Origin of the sequence: Achromobacter sp. ES-001, from assembly GCF_019448355.1 — a bacterium.
Classification (GTDB): domain Bacteria; phylum Pseudomonadota; class Gammaproteobacteria; order Burkholderiales; family Burkholderiaceae_B; genus Achromobacter; species Achromobacter spanius_B.
In genome coordinates this window covers 1,436,547-1,453,703 of sequence record NZ_CP079940.1, presented here as the reverse complement: position 1 = coordinate 1,453,703, position 17,157 = coordinate 1,436,547, and the positions used below count along the sequence as shown (strand labels likewise).

The 17,157-nt window shown below is 64.3% G+C and carries 14 protein-coding genes; 6 read left to right on the top strand and 8 right to left on the bottom strand.

Translation table 11 applies throughout. The annotated features are described in order from the left end of the window. Positions 1-382: 382 nt before the first annotated feature. Positions 383-3,589 carry an Rne/Rng family ribonuclease gene (locus KYT87_RS06465; protein WP_219991870.1) on the top strand — a complete coding sequence of 1,069 codons (3,207 nt, stop codon included), beginning with the start codon at positions 383-385 and terminating at the stop codon, positions 3,587-3,589. A 131-nt stretch (positions 3,590-3,720) separates the two neighbouring features. Here the strand turns inward: KYT87_RS06465 and KYT87_RS06460 are convergent, their stop codons facing one another. The 5 genes from KYT87_RS06460 to argE all read right to left on the bottom strand — a co-directional run bounded on the left by KYT87_RS06460 (position 3,721) and on the right by argE (position 8,759). Continuing rightward, positions 3,721-4,269: an acyloxyacyl hydrolase gene (locus KYT87_RS06460; protein WP_219991869.1), complete on the bottom strand. Its 549-nt coding sequence runs from the start codon at positions 4,267-4,269 to the stop codon at positions 3,721-3,723. A 232-nt stretch (positions 4,270-4,501) separates the two neighbouring features. Then, a complete protein-coding gene (accD, locus tag KYT87_RS06455) occupies positions 4,502-5,377 on the bottom strand; it encodes an acetyl-CoA carboxylase, carboxyltransferase subunit beta (RefSeq protein WP_046802586.1) in 876 nt (291 codons plus the stop codon). A 36-nt stretch (positions 5,378-5,413) separates the two neighbouring features. Beyond that, positions 5,414-6,277 carry a tryptophan synthase subunit alpha gene (trpA, locus tag KYT87_RS06450; RefSeq protein ID WP_046802585.1) on the bottom strand — a complete coding sequence of 288 codons (864 nt, stop codon included), beginning with the start codon at positions 6,275-6,277 and terminating at the stop codon, positions 5,414-5,416. Between the two features lie 4 nt (positions 6,278-6,281). After that, entirely contained in the window at positions 6,282-7,481 is a 1,200-nt protein-coding gene (trpB, locus tag KYT87_RS06445) for a tryptophan synthase subunit beta (RefSeq protein ID WP_104143339.1), read from the bottom strand. Between the two features lie 126 nt (positions 7,482-7,607). Next, on the bottom strand, positions 7,608-8,759 hold the full coding sequence (gene argE, locus KYT87_RS06440) for an acetylornithine deacetylase (RefSeq protein WP_219991868.1): 1,152 nt from the start codon (positions 8,757-8,759) through the stop codon (positions 7,608-7,610). A 134-nt stretch (positions 8,760-8,893) separates the two neighbouring features. Between argE and KYT87_RS06435 the strand changes: the two genes are divergently transcribed. Continuing rightward, positions 8,894-10,207, top strand: a complete 1,314-nt coding sequence (locus KYT87_RS06435) for an MFS transporter (RefSeq protein WP_219991867.1) — start codon at positions 8,894-8,896, stop codon at positions 10,205-10,207. A gap of 38 nt (positions 10,208-10,245) precedes the next feature. On the opposite strand, the gene KYT87_RS06430 is transcribed toward KYT87_RS06435, so the two are convergent. Next, positions 10,246-12,555: a bifunctional (p)ppGpp synthetase/guanosine-3',5'-bis(diphosphate) 3'-pyrophosphohydrolase gene (locus KYT87_RS06430; RefSeq protein ID WP_219991866.1), complete on the bottom strand. Its 2,310-nt coding sequence runs from the start codon at positions 12,553-12,555 to the stop codon at positions 10,246-10,248. Positions 12,556-12,659: 104 nt separating this feature from the next. Between KYT87_RS06430 and KYT87_RS06425 the strand changes: the two genes are divergently transcribed. Continuing rightward, positions 12,660-13,493, top strand: coding sequence for a zinc-dependent peptidase (locus tag KYT87_RS06425; RefSeq protein ID WP_219991865.1), 834 nt, complete (start codon positions 12,660-12,662; stop codon positions 13,491-13,493). Beyond that, positions 13,490-13,999, top strand: a complete 510-nt coding sequence (locus KYT87_RS06420) for a flavodoxin (RefSeq protein WP_046802580.1) — start codon at positions 13,490-13,492, stop codon at positions 13,997-13,999. The genes KYT87_RS06425 and KYT87_RS06420 overlap by 4 nt, the downstream gene beginning before the upstream one ends. 76 nt (positions 14,000-14,075) lie before the next feature. On the opposite strand, the gene KYT87_RS06415 is transcribed toward KYT87_RS06420, so the two are convergent. Then, positions 14,076-14,426, bottom strand: a complete 351-nt coding sequence (locus KYT87_RS06415) for a RidA family protein (protein WP_006218017.1) — start codon at positions 14,424-14,426, stop codon at positions 14,076-14,078. Positions 14,427-14,497: 71 nt separating this feature from the next. Then, positions 14,498-15,673 carry a nicotinate phosphoribosyltransferase gene (gene pncB, locus KYT87_RS06410; protein ID WP_006218016.1) on the bottom strand — a complete coding sequence of 392 codons (1,176 nt, stop codon included), beginning with the start codon at positions 15,671-15,673 and terminating at the stop codon, positions 14,498-14,500. Positions 15,674-15,829: 156 nt separating this feature from the next. Between pncB and fdxA the strand changes: the two genes are divergently transcribed. Both fdxA and KYT87_RS06400 read left to right on the top strand, forming a co-directional pair. Then, entirely contained in the window at positions 15,830-16,153 is a 324-nt protein-coding gene (gene fdxA, locus KYT87_RS06405; protein WP_006218015.1) for a ferredoxin FdxA, read from the top strand. 50 nt (positions 16,154-16,203) lie between these two features. Further along, positions 16,204-17,004: a ferredoxin--NADP reductase gene (locus KYT87_RS06400; protein WP_104143002.1), complete on the top strand. Its 801-nt coding sequence runs from the start codon at positions 16,204-16,206 to the stop codon at positions 17,002-17,004. The last annotated feature ends 153 nt before the right edge of the window (positions 17,005-17,157 follow it).

Here is a 17,157-nt window from a genome sequence, read left to right as displayed (position 1 = left end):
CGCCGGCGCAACCGCGCCCTGCCGGATAGTGGTGTGGCATTCACTTTGCCCGCTGTCCCAGCAGGTCCGTTGCATGCCGCAAGCGGCTCTGAAGCACTGCAAGAATCGTCGCATATTTAAAGCACCAGCTGCGTGTAGGCAACCAATCCGACCGCAACTGCCGTTCACAGCAATTTTTCCGTCAAACCACATTCAGTGAAGCTGACCCTCCTGCTGACAGAACCCCGTGCCCCACGGCACGACGTGCCCGCCTGACCCGCGGCGGATACGCCTGGGCGCCGCCCAGGTACGGTCCGCATTTCTTGCCCGCTTCAGCCGCAGCCCGAGTGACCCGAGGTCACGCGCCGATATCGGCGCGTCATGACAACGGAGAAACCCTCTCATGAAGCGCATGCTGTTCAATGCGACGCATCAGGAAGAATTACGCGTCGCTATCGTTGATGGGCAAAAACTCATCGACCTCGACATCGAGACTGCCGGCCGCGAACAACGCAAAGGCAACATCTACAAAGGTGTCATTACCCGGATCGAACCCGGCCTGGAAGCTTGCTTCGTCAACTACGGTGAAGACCGTCACGGCTTTCTGCCCTTCAAGGAAGTTGCTCGCAGCTTCTTCAAGGAAGGCGTCGATGTCCGTAGCGCCCGCATCCAGGATGCGCTGCGCGAAGGCCAGGAACTGATCGTTCAGGTCGAAAAAGAAGAACGCGGCAACAAGGGCGCAGCCCTGACCACGTTCATCTCGCTGGCTGGCCGCTACCTGGTCCTGATGCCCAACAACCCCCGTGGCGGTGGCGTTTCGCGCCGCGTCGAGGGCGAAGATCGCCAGGAACTGCGCGACACGATGGAGCAGCTTGAGCTGCCCCAGGGCATGAGCATCATTGCCCGTACCGCCGGCATCGGCCGCAATGTCGAAGAGCTCCAGTGGGACTTGTCCTACCTGTTGCAGCTGTGGACCGCCATCGACGGCGCTGCCCGCGACAACTCCGCGCCCATCCTGATCTACCTGGAATCCAGCCTGGTCATCCGGGCCATCCGCGATTATTTCTCGCCCGAAATCGGCGAAATCCTGATCGATACCGACGAGATCGCCGATCAGGCCACCGCCTTCATGAGCGTGGTGATGCCGGACAACGTCCAGCGCGTCAAACGCTACCGCGACGACATCCCGCTGTTCTCGCGCTTCCAGATCGAACACCAGATTGAAACGGCGTATTCGCGCACGGTGCAACTGCCGTCCGGCGGCGCCATCGTGATCGACCACACCGAAGCACTGGTTTCCGTTGACGTGAACTCGGCCCGCTCCACGCGCGGCGCCGACATCGAGGAAACCGCGCTGCGCACGAACTCCGAAGCGGCCGACGAAGTGGCCCGCCAGTTGCGCTTGCGCGACCTGGGCGGCCTGATCGTCATCGACTTCATCGACATGGAAGACAGCAAGAACCAGCGCGCCGTCGAACAGCGCCTGCGCGATGCTCTCCATTTCGACCGTGCCCGCGTGCAGATGGGCAAGATTTCGCGCTTTGGCCTGATGGAACTGTCGCGTCAGCGCCTGCGCCCGGCCCTGAACGAAGGCTCGCACATCACCTGCCCGCGCTGCAACGGCACCGGCGTGATCCGCGATGCGGAATCCAGCGCCCTGCACGTGCTGCGCCTGCTGCAAGAAGAAGCCATGAAGGAAAACACCGCGGCGGTCCACGCCCAGGTGCCGGTGGATGTTGCCACCTACCTTCTGAATGAAAAGCGCGCCGACATCACCAAGATGGAAGCCCGCCTGAAGGTCAACCTGATGCTGATCCCGAACAAGCATCTGGAAACGCCGCATCACCACATCGAACGCCTGCGCCATGACGACCCGCGCCTGGAAGAGCTGAAGACCAGTTTCGAACTGGTGGAAGCTCCCGCCACGAACGCGCCGTGGCAACCGCGCGAAAGCGAAATCAAGGCGCGTCCGGAAGCTCTGGTCAAGGGCATCACGCCCTCGCAGCCGGCCCCGGTCTCGTCCACGCCGGCCGCGCCCGCCGTTGCGCCCGCCGCACCGGCTGCCGCAACGGGCGGCCTGGGCGGCTTGTTCAAGCGCCTGGTCGGCTGGCTGACCGGTGGCTCCGAAGCCGCCAAGCCTGCCCCCACCGCCCAGGAAGACAGCGCCAAGCGCGCCGCCTCCGGTCGCGGCAAGGGTCGTGCCGGCCATGATGGCCAGGAACGCCGTGGTGAACGCCATGGCTCGGATCGCAACCGTAACAATCGCCGTGGCGAATCGCGCGGTGAAGGTGCCGAGGGCGGCGAAGGCAGCCGCCACCACGCCCGTGGCAACCGCCGTGGCGAAGGCGAACGCGGTGACCGCCAGGATCGTGGCGATCGCAGCAACCGCGGCGAAGGCCGTGGTGATCGCGAAGGCCAGGCGGCGCAAGCCGTCTTGGCGTCCAACCGCCCCGACCAGGCTGAACTGGCCAATGGCGACGATACCGGCGCCGGTCGTAACCGCCGCCGTGGCCGTGGCCGCAACCGCCGCGAAGAAGGCCAATCCGACGCGCCGATGAGCGAACAGGAAAGCATGGTGGCCGCGCTGGCGCAGTCCGTTGCGACCGCCCTGCCCGACACCACCAAGCCCGCCGCCGAAACGTCGACGGACGCCGCTGACGCCGCCGAGCAAACCGCCGATGGCATGCCCCTGGCCGAAGGTGCTGAAGGCGCCGCCGATCCGGAGCGCAAGCGCCGCCGCCGTCGCAGCCGCCGTGGCCGCCGCAGCCAGGACGAAGCAGGTCTGGCCGGTAGCGACGAGCAACTGGACGACGGTTCCGACGACGACATCGCCGATCAAGCTGAAGGCATCGCCGCCCAGGCAGCGCCGGTAGAAACCGCTTCCGCCGCGCCGGTGCAGACGCAGGCCGTCGACACCAAGGTGACGGAAGCACAAGCCGTCGAAGCGCAGCCCGCCAAGGTCGAAGCACCGGCTCAGGCGCCGGTTCAAGCGCCGGTTCAGGCTCCGGTGGAAACGCAGACCCAAGCACGCGCCCAAGCCGCGGCTCAAGCCCCGGTCCAAGCAGCGGCACAGGCCCCGGTTGAAGCTCCGGCCCAAGCCGCCGCTGTGGACGCTCCTGTCGAGGCCACCAAGCCCGCCGCCGTACAAGCCGCCGAGCCCGTGGCCCAGCCCGTACAAACGGCTGCTTCGGTGACCGAGCCGGTTGCCGTGCAGGCCGCTGAGCCGGCCCAAGCTCCGGCTGAAACGCCGGTGAAGGCCGCCGAGGTGGAACCCGTCGTGACGGCGCCCGCTCCGGTTGGCGAACGCGAAGCCCCGGCCGCAGCACCAGGTGCCGCAGCGACGGCTGCCGCAACCCCGGCTGCCTCCCCAGCCCCCACCGTGTCGCAGCCTATCGTGGTACCGGCAGCCACGCCGTCGGCCAAGGCCCAGGCCTTGCATGACGTCGTCAACGCCGCTGGCTTGAAGTGGGTGGAAACCGATCCGGACCGCCACGCTCAAACCCAGCTGCGCATTGCCGCCGCGCATACGCCGGCCCGCCTTGGCCGCGAGCGCAAGCCGGTTGCCACCGTGTCGAACGAACCCCTGGTTCAAGTCGAAACGCGCCACTAAGCCGCTGGCACGCCAAAAAGCCTCCGTCGCATGACGGGGGCTTTTTTTCGTCCGTCGCCACCACACCCATGATCAGCAGACGAAAAAAAACCCTCGGTGACGAGGGTTTTATGGTCTTGCCGGAAAGCGGCTTAGAACTGGTACGTGTAGGTCAACTGCACCAGATCCAGCCCGGGGTTCGGGCGCTTGATGCTGGCGTTCGAAAAGTGCGAATAGCGCACACCGATGCGGTTGTTCGGCGTCAGCAGAAAGCCCATGCCGACGTGGTCGCCAAACTGGAAGGCGGTACTGATGTTTTCGTCCGCGAAGCGCGTGCTGGAAAACACCGTCGCGCCGATACCGGCTTCGAGGTAGAAACGTTCGCCGGTCCACCAGCGGAACATCGGGATAGCATTGAGCTGCCACACATGGCCCGGGGAACGCGAGCCGTCCGCCCACCAGTACGAGGCGCCCAATTCGGGCGTGAGGTCAAGGCGACCCCAGTTGCCACCGAACTGATGCGTCCAGACCGACGGCGTTTCGTAGTTCAGGGTAATGCGCTGGTAATGGTCGCCGATGCCGTAATGCATGCTCACGCCACCCTGCGTACCTTCCGACGATTGGGCGCTGGCCATCGTGGCGGCGCCTGCCATTGCCAAACCGACGAGGCTTGCGAGCAGTTTCTTGTTAGTCAACAGCATGGGGTAACTCCGAAGATTTGGGTCTAACCGGCAACATAGCAAAATACGGGTCGGATGGCTTGAGCCTTGTAGCAATAAGGCAACAAATTTGCCGTGGAAAACACTGTTCCGAAAAGCGCCGTCACAATCGATACGAGATCCGGTAAGCAGCGTCACAAAACGGTGGCGGCTCAAACGGAAAATGCCGTCGAAAGCGAGAGCTTTCGACGGCATTATTTGTTGCGACTACCCGTCAGGCAGTAACGACGTCCGCCGGCTGGTTGGTCAGCAGCGCCAGCAGACGCGCAATTTCCTCACGCAGCTGGCGGCGGTCCACCACCATATCGATCGCGCCCTTTTGCAGCAGGAACTCCGAGCGCTGGAAGCCTTCCGGCAGCTTTTCGCGCACGGTCTGCTCGATCACGCGCGGGCCGGCAAAGCCGATCAGCGCCTTGGGCTCGGCAATGACCACATCGCCCATGAACGCAAAACTGGCCGACACGCCGCCCATGGTGGGGTCGGTCAGTACGCTGATAAACGGCAGGCCGGCCGCCGACAGGCGGGTCAACATGGCGTTGGTCTTGGCCATCTGCATCAGCGACAGCAGGCTTTCCTGCATGCGCGCGCCGCCAGATGCGGCAACACAGATAAACGGCGTCTTGTTGTCCAGGGCGGCTTGGGCGCCGCGCGCGAAGCGCTCGCCCACCACCGAACCCATCGAACCGCCCATGAATTCAAATTCAAAGCAGGCCAAGGTGGCCGGCACACCGCGAATCGAACCGCTCATGACCACCAGCGCATCGGATTCACCGGTTTGCTTGACGGCCTCTTGCAGGCGCTCGGGATACTTGCGCGTGTCCTTGAACTTCAGCGAATCCACGGACCGCGTGTTCTGGCCAATTTCAACCCGGCCTTCCATATCCAGCAGCGAATCGATCCGCGCGCGAGCGCCGATACGCATGTGGTGGTCGCACTTGGGGCACACGTGCAGATTGGCCGCCAAGTCTTCGCTGTACAGCACCGATTCGCACGACGGGCATTTCACCCACAGGCCTTCGGGAACGCGGCGGGCGCCGCTGTCGCTGGTTTTATTGATGCGAGGAGGCAGGAGTTTTTCGATCCAGCTCATTGATTTTTCATCCCGTTAGAGGGCGCGTCCGGCCGTTCAGGCCGACGCGTCGTCTCGTTTTACTTGATCCAGCGCGAGCCGGATGGTGCGCAGCCAGCCGCTGGCGGCGGTGACTGCAGCGTTGGTTTGCTGGGCAGCCGGGGCGTTTGCCACCGCCTGCTCCATCGTTTCAATCAGTTTGCTGCCGATGACGACGGCGTCCGCCACGCGAGCCACGCGCTGCGCGCTTTCGGCGTCGCGGATACCGAAACCCACGCCAACCGGAATGTCGCCCATGTGGCGGCGAATGACGGCCACGCGTTCGGCCACATCCTCGGTATTGAGCGACCCGGCGCCGGTGACGCCCTTGAGCGACACGTAATACACATAGCCGCGCGCCACTTTTGCGACGGCCTGGATGCGCGCTTCGGTGGAGGTGGGCGCCAGCAGGAAAATGGGGGCAATGCCGTGCGCGCCCAGGGTGGCGGCGAAGTCGATGACCTCTTCAGGCGGATAGTCCACGACAAGCACGCCGTCTACACCCGCGCGTTCGGCGTTGGCGGCAAATTCAGCCTGGCCCATGCGTTCGATGGGGTTGGCGTAGCCCATCAGCACCACCGGCGTGGTGGTATCGCGCTGACGGAATTCGGCCACCAGTTCCAGCACACGGGCCAAACCCACGCCTTGCGCAATGGCGCGGTCGGCGGCGCGCTGGATCACGGGGCCGTCGGCCATCGGGTCGGAGAACGGTACGCCCAGTTCGACGATGTCGGCGCCGGCTTCCACCAGCGCATGCATCAGGGCAACCGTAGCCGCGGGCGACGGGTCGCCGGCCGCGATGTAGGGAATCAGCGCGGCCGAACGGCCGGATTCGGCGGTACGCGCGAACGCGGCCGCGATACGATCAGTGCGAGTTGTCATGGTGTTAGAGCTCGATACCGGCACGTTCGGCGACGGTATGCATGTCTTTGTCGCCACGGCCCGACAAATTGACCAGAATGACGGCGTCGCGCGGCAGCGTGGCGGCCATCTTCACGGCCTGGGCGATGGCGTGGGACGATTCCAGCGCCGGCATGATGCCTTCGATACGGCAGCAGTCATGGAACGCCTTCAGGGCCTCATCGTCGGTGATCCCCACGTATTCCGCACGGGCCGAGTCCTTCAGCCACGCGTGCTCGGGACCCACGCCGGGGTAGTCCAGGCCGGCCGAGACCGAATGCGTTTCCTGTACCTGGCCGTCGGCGTTCTGCATGACGTAGGTGCGGTTGCCGTGCAACACGCCCACCTGCCCCGCTGCCAGCGAAGCGGCGTGCTTGCCGCTGTCCATGCCCTCGCCCGCCGCTTCGACGCCGATAAGGCGCACGTTTTCGTAGGGGATGTAGGGGTGGAAGATGCCCATGGCGTTGGATCCGCCGCCCACCGCTGCCACGACGTAGTCGGGCTGGCGGCCGATGGCTTCGGGCATCTGCGTCAGACATTCGTTGCCGATCACGGTCTGGAAATCACGCACCATGCGGGGATAGGGGTCGGGACCCGCCACCGTGCCGATGATGTAGAACGTGTTTTCGATGTTGGTGACCCAGTCGCGCATGGCTTCGTTCAGCGCGTCTTTCAGCGTGCGCGAACCTGACGTAACCGGCACTACCGTGGCGCCCAGCAGCTTCATGCGGTAGACGTTCGACGCCTGGCGATGAATGTCTTCGCTGCCCATGTAGACAACGCATTCCATGCCGTAGCGCGCGGCCACCGTGGCGGTTGCCACGCCGTGCTGGCCGGCGCCGGTTTCGGCGATGACGCGCGGCTTGCCCATGCGCTTGGCCAGCAATGCCTGGCCGATGCAGTTGTTGATCTTGTGTGCGCCGGTGTGGTTCAGGTCTTCACGCTTGAACCAGATTTGCGCGCCGCCCACCATTTCCGACCAGCGTCGGGCGTGATAGATCGGGCTGGGCCGGCCGACAAAGTGCTTGAGTTCGTAGTTGAACTCTTCCAGGAAGGCGGGATCGACACGGTAATGGTCATAGGACGCGCGCAGCTCGTCGAGCGCGTGCATCAGCGTTTCCGCCACGAAAACACCGCCATAGGGACCAAAATGGCCCTGGGCATCCGGAAAGTCGTAAGGTTTCACCAAGCATCTCCCCCGGTATCGCAACAGGCCACTGCCAGCCGCAAATCCGGTTTGCAACCCGTCATTTTACCTGAGCCGGCCGGGGCCGGGGTCCGCGCAACGGTCCCCTCCCCGCCCGCCACCCGCTTACAGCGACTGGCCCAGGCGACGCAGGAACGTCTCGCAAGACGCCATTTGGTCGAAGGCCACGAATTCGTTGGGCTTGTGGGCCTGCTCGATATGACCCGGGCCGCAGACCACGGTGGGGATGCCGATGCCCTGGAACAGCCCCGCTTCGGTGCCATACGCCACCTTGCGCGTGCTGCGATCTTCGGTCAGCGCCCGCACCAGCTGGGTAATGGCGGCTTCTTCGGAGGCCTCCAGCGCGGGGGCCGCGGCGCCCGTCTCGATTTCGATGGTAGCGCCGTCAAATTCGGCCTGCATGCGCGGCAAGAGCTCATCACGCACGTATTTCTCGACTTCGGCCTGGATCTGGTCGGGTTGCATGCCCGGCAAGTTGCGGAATTCGTAGGTGAATTCGCACAATTCCGGGATGGTGTTGACGGCGATGCCGCCCCGGATCTGGTTGGTGGTCATCGTGGAGAACGGCACGTCGTAGAACTGGTCGTACGGGCCGTTGGCCTTGAAGCTGTCTGCCAGGTCGCGGATGCGGCAGATCAGGCGGGCGGCGTATTCGATGGCGTTGCAGCCGCGCGGGGTCAGCGACGAATGCGCGGCCTTGCCGTGGACCTTGCAGCGAAACAGGTTGATGCCCTTGTGCGCCACCACCACCTGCATGCCGGTGGGTTCACCCACCACGCAGCCTTCGGGGCGGATGCCGCGTTCGTGCAGGTCGGCCAGCATGTACGGCGCGCCGGCGCAACCGACTTCCTCGTCGTACGAGAACGCCAGGTGGATCGGCTTTTTGCGCGGCATGGCCATGAATTCGGGCACCAGCGCCAGCGAACCGGCGATGAAACCCTTCATGTCGCAGGCGCCACGCCCATAGAGAAGGCCGTCTTTTTCAACGAGCTTGAACGGTTCCGTGCTCCAGTCCTGGCCATCCACGGGCACCACGTCGGTGTGGCCCGACAGGACGATGCCGCCCTGCTGGTTGCCGTCTTGCGCCGGCAAGGTGGCGAACAGGTTGGCCTTGGTGCGCTCAGGGTTGTGCGCCAGCCACGCGTCCACGCCCTGGCCCTTGAGCCAATCACGGACGGTTTCGATCAGGGCAAGATTGGAATTGCGGCTGGTGGTATCGAAACCCACCAGCGTTTCCAGCCAGGTGCGCGCGTTCATGTCACTTCTCTTTGGGGGGAAAAGCGACAAGTGTAAAGCCAGGAAGCGCCCGCGTCTTGGACGGTGGGGCCGACCGTTCACCGGTTAAGCGCCTAGAATGTCGCCGGATTGAATTACGCCCCCAAGGAGAAACCGTGCAGCACAAAGCAGTTCCCACACGCAACATCGTGGCCGCAGTCATAGGCAACGCCCTCGAATGGTATGACTTCCTGGTCTTCGCGTTCATGACGCCGATTATCGCGAAGCTGTTTTTCCCCACCGACCCCAACCTGCCCGGCAGTGAGCTGAACGCCATCCTGATGACCACGGCCATCTTCGGCGTCGGCTTCTTCATGCGCCCGGTGGGCGGCATCATCCTGGGGATGTACGGCGACAAGAAAGGCCGCAAGGCCGCCATGGTGATGGTGACCTCGCTGATGGCCGTGTCGATTGCGCTGATCACGGTGGCCCCGACCTACCACGCCGCCGGCATCCTGGCCCCGATCTTCATCCTGATCGCGCGCCTGTTGCAGGGCTTCTCGGCGGGCGGCGAATTCGGCACGTCGACGGCCTTGCTGATCGAAATGGCACCCAACGGCAAGCGCGGCTTCTACGGCTCGTGGCAAATGGCAGGCCAGATGCTGGCGCTGCTGATCGGCGCGGCCTGCGGCACGCTGATCACCGAGTTCTTCACGCAAGAGCAGATCGCGGCCTGGGCCTGGCGCATTCCGTTTGCCTTCGGCCTGGTCATTGTTCCTATCGCGATCTATATCCGCAAGAACATCGACGAAACCGAAGTCTTCAAGCAGATGCAGGAAGAAGACCGCCAGGCCGCCGCGCGCGGTGAAGTGCAGCGCCTGAGCCTGGTCCAGATGGTCAAGACCCACACGCGTGAAACGCTGATCGGCGTGGGCCTGGTGGTGACCGCCACCGTGTCCATCTACATCACCTTCACGTATCTGGTCACGTATTCGACCCAGATTCTGAAGCTGCCGCTGAAGGACACCTTCATGGTGCAGATGGCTGGCGCCGCGCTGATGGTGCTGATGACGCCGTTCATGGGCGCCTGGTCCGACCGTATCGGCCGCCGCCCGCTGGTGATCGGTTCGCTGATCGGCTACCTGATCGTGCTGTATCCGCTGTACTACTGGCTGTCGGATGCGCCGTCGATCGGTCGCCTGCTGACCGTGCAAATCGTGGTCTGCATCTTCGTGTCGGCCTTCTTTGGCGTGTTCAGCACGGTGATGGCGGAATTGTTCCCGGCGCGCGTGCGTTCCGTGGGCTTGTCCCTGGCCTACAACGTGGCCGTGATGATCTTCGGCGGCTTCGCCCAGTTCATCGTGACCTGGCTGATCAAGACCACCGGTTCGCCGATGGCCCCGGCCTACTACGTGATGTTCGGCGTGGCGCTGGGCCTGATCGCCTCGTTCTTCATGCGCGAGCGCGCGCACGAACGGCTGGATCACTAAAGCACGCCCCCCAGGGCCGCCCGGCCTTGGGGGGTGTCCTAGCGGCGCGACGCCGAGGACACGCCGGCCACCTCGGCCAGGGCGTCCAGCGCGCGGGACAGCGATTCGCCCCCGCGCACTTCTACCGTGAACACCATATGGGCCAGCGATTGCTTGCTTTGCGTGTTCACGCCCACCACATTCAAGCGCAAGCGCGCGAACACTTCAGACAGGTCGCGCAACAGGCCGGGACGGTCGTGCGCGCGCACGCTGATGTCCACGGGATAGAAGGTGTCCGACGTCTCGCCCCAGGCGACCTCGATGACGCGTTCGGGTTCACGCGCGGCCAGCGCCAGGTAGCTGTGGCAGTCGCAGCGGTGGATGGACACGCCGCGACCGCGCGTCACGAAGCCGGCGATGGCGTCGGGCGGCGCGGGGCGGCAGCAACGCGCCAATTGCGTCAATAGCGAGCCCACGCCCACCACCAACACGCCGCTCTTGCCGCTTTTCTCGGCGCTGCCCGCGCTGGCGTGGCGCAGCGCGGCCGGTTGCGGTTCGGTGGCAGGCGCCGGCTGCTGGAACACACTGTCGATCTGGCGCAGGCTGAATTCTTCCTTGGCCGCCGCCACGTACAGGTCATCGGCGCGGGCAAAGCCCAGGTTCTGCGCCAGTTGTTCCAGGTTGACGGCCGTCTTGCCCAGCCGTTGCAGTTCTTTTTCAACCAGTGCCTGGCCCTGCGTAATGCGCTGCTGCAATTCAATGGCGTTGAACCACATCCGAACCTTGGCGCGCGCCCGCGGGCTGGCCAAAAAACCCAGCTGCGGGTTGAGCCAATCGCGTGACGGCCCGCCCGACTTGGCGGAGATGATCTCGACGGTCTGGCCCGTGGACAAATGCGTCTGCAACGGCACCATCTGGCCATCAACGCGTGCACCGCGGCAGCGGTGGCCCAGATCGGTATGCAGGTGATAGGCAAAGTCCACCGGCGTAGCGCCGGCGGGCAGCTCGATCACGCGTGCCTGCGGGGTCAACACGTAGATGCGCTCGTCGGTGTGGGCCGGCGGTTTGACCAGGTTGCGGTTCTTGCTGGACCCGGGTTTGCCGGACGCGGGCTTGCCGGTTTCCGCCTTGGCGGCGTCGGGCTTGCCGGGCTCTTGCCCGGGCTGGCCGCCGCCTTCCACATCGGTGTTCCAGGCTAGCAGCTGACGCATCCAGGCCAATTGGCGATCGTATTCGCTGGACGCGGCCACTTGCCCGCCCTTGGCGCCGGCTTCTTTGTAGCGCCAGTGCGCGGCCATGCCGTATTCGGCGAACTGGTGCATTTCGCGCGTGCGGATCTGCACTTCAAAGGGCCGGCCGTCGTCATCGGCCACCACGGTGTGCAGCGACCGGTAGCCGTTGGGCTTGGGCCGCGAGATGTAGTCATCGAACTCGTTGGACAGCGGCGTCCACATCTCGTGCACCAAGCCCAGCGCCGTATAGCAGGCGCGCACGTCCTCGACGATGATGCGCAGCGCGCGCAGGTCGTACATCTGGGCAAAGTCCAGGCGCTTGACGCGCATCTTGTTCCAGATGCTGTAGATATGCTTGGGCCGGCCGCTGACTTCGGCATCGATGCCCGCCTTGGTCAGCGCCGTTTGCAGGCGGTCGATGGCGCCGGCGATGAAGGCCTCGCGCTCAACCCGCTTTTCTTCCAGCAGGTGCGCAATCTGCTTGTAGCGGTCGGGCTCCAGGAAGCGGAAAGACAGGTCTTCCATTTCCCATTTGATTTGCCAGATGCCCAGGCGGTTGGCCAGCGGGGCGTACAGGTCCAGCGTCTCGCGCGCAAAATCGGTAGAGCATGGGGCCTTGCTTTCGGCATGCCAGCGCAAGGTGCGCAGCCGCGAGGCCAGACGCATCAGCACAATGCGCAGATCGGCTGCCATGGCCAGCAGCATCTTGCGCTGCATTTCTTTTTGCGAGCCGCTTTCGGCTTCGGCATCGCTGGCTTGCCGTGCCACCACGCCCAGGCGCAGCAGCGCGCGCGTGCCCTGGACCAGCCGCGCCACTTCGGCGCCGAACGCCGCCGCGACCGGGTCGTTGCGCAAGGCGGGCGCGGGCGCCATCAAGTCAGTGGGCAAGGCGGCCAACAGCGCGGCGGCGCGGGTGGCGGCGTCGGTGTGCAGCGCGGCCAGGATGCGCACGACGCCGGCGCCGTGGCTGGCCAGCGGCTCGCCGGTCAGGGCGTGCTGGCCTTCAAATCGGGGGATGGCCCAGGTCACGGCCTGGTCGATCAGCGCAACGCCATCGGCGTCCAGGCCCGCGCCTACCTCCTGCCGCCAGGAAGCGTCGAAAGGCGAAGGCGCGTCGATAACAGGCGGGGCGGACATGACTGGCGCAATGCACGGGTTGGTTGATATCCCGACACTCTACACTAGCGTTTGATCGTGCTGAATCCCCTGCCATATCCGGCATATACAAGGAACCAAAGCTTATGTTGCGCTGGCTCAAGGGCCGGGGCGCCCGCCCCTCGGAAGTGGCCGAAATGCAAGCCCGCATCGCGCCGCAGCTGTGGCGGCAGGTGCTGGATGCCCACCCGTTCCTGGCGGCATTGAACGCCGACGAAACCGCGCAATTGCTGGCGCGGTCCGCCTGGCTGCTGGCCAGCAAAACCATCAACGGCGCGCAGGGCCTGGAAGTCTCGGACTTCATGCGCCTGTCGATCGCGGCGCAAGCCAGCCTGCCCATCCTGAACCTGTCGCCCGAGCTGTACGAAGGCTGGGACGAAATCATCGTGTATCCGGCCAGCTTCCGTATCCCGCGCACGCGCCAGGATGAAGACGGCGTGGTGCACGAATTCATCGAAGACGCCGCAGGCGAAGCCTGGGAAGGCGGCCCGCTGGTGCTGTCCTGGGAAGACACGCAGTTTTCTGACGGCGGCTTCAACGTCATCATCCACGAATTCGCCCACAAGCTGGACCTGCGTTCGGGCCTGGCCGACGGCATGCCGGCGCTGTCCGCGCACCCCGACCTGAAACCTCAGGTGTGGCGCCGCGTGCTGGACGACAGCCTGGACCGCTTCATTGCCGCGCTGGAAGCCGTCGAAGCCGCCATCCCGCCCGACGTGGACCCGGAAAGCGAAGAGGCGGACGCCTGGTACGGCCAGTTGCCGCTGGACCCCTACGCGGCCACCGACGAGGCCGAATTCTTCGCCGTCAGCTCCGAACATTTCTTTGTCGACCCCGCCCCCTTGCATCAGGCGCTACCCGAATGGCACGCGCTGCTGCGGGCGTATTACCGGCAGGACACGCTGGGGCGCTACGCATGAAACAGCTGCTGATCGCCTGGCACTCGCGCACCGGCGCCGCACGGCAGATGGCCGAAGCGGCAGCGCGCGGCGCGGCGGCGGCGGCCACGCAGCTGGACCAGGCGGGAGAACTGCACATTGAAATGCGGCGCGCGGCCGACGTTGACGCCGACGTCATCCTGGCCAGCCATGGCTTTTTGTTCTGCGCGCCCGAAAACCTGGCCAGTCTCAGCGGCGAAATGAAAGAATGCTTTGACCGCAACTACTACGCGGTGCTGGACCGCATCCAGGGCCGGCCCTACGCGTGCGCGATCAGTGCGGGCAGCGACGGCACGGGCGCGGCGCGGCAGGTCGAGCGCATCTGCACGGGCTGGCGGCTCAAGCCGGTGGCGCCCGCGCTGATCGTCAACCTGGGCGCGCAGTCGGCGCAGCAGATCCTGGCGGACAAGGTCGTGCCCCAGGCGGATCTTGACCGCTGCGAGGACCTGGGCGGGCTGCTTGCGGCGCTGGTTTTGACGGGCGGCTGAGCGCAGCGGCGCACATAAAAAAGCCCTTCGGCATGCCGAAGGGCTCTTGCTGGCGGACCGATGTCGCTTAGATCGCTTAGATAGCGGCCGTCACGATGATCTCGACCTTGAAGTCGGGATTGGCCAGGCGGGCTTCGACCGTGGCGCGCGGGGGCGAATTGCCGTCGGCAACCCAAGCGTCCCAGGCCTTGTTCATGCCATCGAATTCCTTGATGTTGGCCACGTAGATCTGGGCCATCAGGATCTTGGTCTTGTCGGTGCCGGCTTCAGCCAGCAGGCGATCGATCGTGGCCAGCACTTGTTCGGTCTGGCCGGTGATGTCCAGCTTGGCGTCGTCCGGCACCTGGCCAGCCAGGTACGCGACACCGTTGTACACGGCCATGTCCGACAGGCGCTTGGCTACGTGAAAGCGCTTGATGCTGCTCATGAATATTCCCCTTGGATTCGAGTGGTGGGTTGGATCAAAACAAGAAACCAGCAATTTACCCCGAGCCGCTTTCAGGCGGGAGGCAGCTGGAACACCTGGCGCAAATAGGCCAGGTAGGCGGGATCGTCACACATGGTTTTTTCGGGCGCGTCCGACACCTTGGCCACAGGCTGGCCGTTGCAGCGGACCATCTTCATGACGATCTGCAAAGGCTCGTGGCCCAGGTCGTTGGTCAGGTTGGTGCCGATGCCGAACGACACCTTGCAGCGGCCGGCAAACTGGCGCGCCAGTTCGATGGCGCGTGGGAAGGTCAGCGAATCCGAGAACACCAGGGTCTTGGCGCGCGGGTCCACACGGTTCTTGCGGTAGTGCTCCAGCAGGCGTTCGCCCCAGACGAAAGGATCGCCGGAATCGTGGCGGGCGCCGTCGAACAGCTTGCAGAAGTACATGTCGAAGTCGCGCAGGAACGCGTCCATGCCGTAGACGTCCGACAGCGCAATACCCAGGTCGCCGCGATATTCCTTGGCCCAGACTTCCAGCGCAAACACTTGCGAATCGCGCAGGCGCGGGCCCAGCGCCTGGCAGGCTTGCAGGTATTCGTGGCCCATCGTGCCCAGCGGCAGCACTTCATGCTGCTTGGCCAACAGCACGTTGCTGGTGCCGGCGAAGTGCTCGCCCATCTGGGCCTTCATGGTGGACACCACTTCCTGGTGCCAGACCTTCGAGAAGCGGCGGCGCGTGCCGTACTCGGCCACGCGGAAATCAGCCAGCGCGGGGTCGTCCAGCACCAGGTGCATCTTGGACTGCAAGCGCTGACGCCCTTCTTCCCAATCGGGATTCTTGCGCGTGTTGCGGAAATAGACCTCGTTGACGATGGCCAGCACGGGAATCTCGAACAGGATCGTGTGCAGCCACGGGCCTTTCACTTCGATCGAGATCTCGCCGGGCGCGTCGCCTTCGCTGATGTGGATGCAGCGCTCGGGCAGGTGGAACAAGCCGAGGAAGTCGACAAAGTCGCTTTTGATGAAACGCAAGCCGCCCAGATAATCCAGTTCGTCCTGGGTGAAGCGCAGCTGGCACAGCTGGTGCACTTCTTCGCGGATTTCATCTAGATAGGGGCGCAGGTCGGCCCCGGCGGTGCGGCACTTGTAACGGTACTCGACCTGTGCAGCGGGAAACTGATGCAGTACCACCTGCATCATGCTGAATTTATACAGATCGGTGTCGAGCAGCGAAGTGATTATCATGGTTGCGCGTATCGTTTCGCGACACCATAGCATAGAGAACCCGGCGTTTACGGCCATGGGCCACGATGTCAATACGGGTATTACCGGCACATCTGGCGCGCATTGGGTAAAATCCGCCCAACAAGACACAAAAGCCGCCGATCCCGGAGTTCCTGAATGACCCACGTTGTCACCGAAAACTGTATTAAGTGCAAGTACACCGATTGCGTTGATGTGTGCCCGGTGGACTGTTTTCGTGAGGGTCCGAACTTCCTCGTGATCGACCCGGACGAATGCATCGACTGCGCCGTCTGCATTCCGGAATGCCCGGCCAACGCGATCTACGCCGAAGAAGACGTACCGCAGGACCAACTGAATTTCATCGCGCTGAACGCCGAACTTTCCCCCGAGTTCGCCAGCATCAGCCGCGCCAAGAAGCCCCTGCCGGACGCCGACGACTGGAACGGCAAGCAGGACAAGCTGCAATACCTGGAAAAATAATCCGCGACGGCCGGCGCCCCCCGGGGCAGCCGGCCTCGTGCGATGCCTCGATGACCGACGACTCCAAATACACGCGCCAGACCGTAACCCACGTCCACACCTGGGTGCCCGACAAGCTGTTCTCTTTGCGCGTAACGCGCGATGACGCGTATACGTTCGTGCCGGGCCAATTTGCCCGCGTCGGTTTGCCCGGCGCCGACGATCCCGATGGTCCGCCCACCCTGTGGCGCGCGTATTCCATGGTTTCCGCCCCCCAGGAGTCCGGGCTGGAGTTCTATTCCATCGTTGTGCCCGACGGCCTGTTCAGCCCGCGCATGGCGCAATTGCGCCCCGGCGACGCGCTCTACGTTGAAAAAACGCCCTACGGCTTCCTGACCCTTGAGCGCTTTGCGCCCGGCGGCGACCTTTGGCTGCTGGCCTCCGGCACGGGGCTGTCCGCCTACCTGTCTTTGTTGCGCGATCCGGCCACCTGGCGCGCCTACCGCCGCATCGTCCTGGTGCACGGCGTGCGCACCGTTGCGGAACTTGCTTACCGCGAAGAGATCGAATCATCACGCAATCGCCCCGAACTAGCTGACCTGTTCGCGGCTGACCCGCAAAAGCTTGTATACCTGCCCATTGCCACGCGGGAAGCCCTGCCCGGCATGCCGCAAGAACGCCTGACCACGCTTATCGCCGATGGCCGGCTGGAGCAATTGGCTGGGCTGCCCCTGGATCCGGAGCAGGCCAAGATCATGCTTTGCGGTAACCCCGACATGCTGGCGGACGCCCGCAAGCTGCTGGGCGAACGCGGTTTCAAACCAGGCCGCCGGGGTATTCCCGGCAACCTGGCGGTGGAAAATTACTGGTGATCCCGCACTGCCTGGCGTAGTGCATAAATCCTCCGTTTGGTCTCTGTGCAAGGCGGTAAAACGCCCTAAACTGGTGCTTAATGGGATGACGGGTCTCTTTTTAGCAACATATTCCCGGTTCTTGCGGCAGTTTCTTTAGGCTGATTGGATATA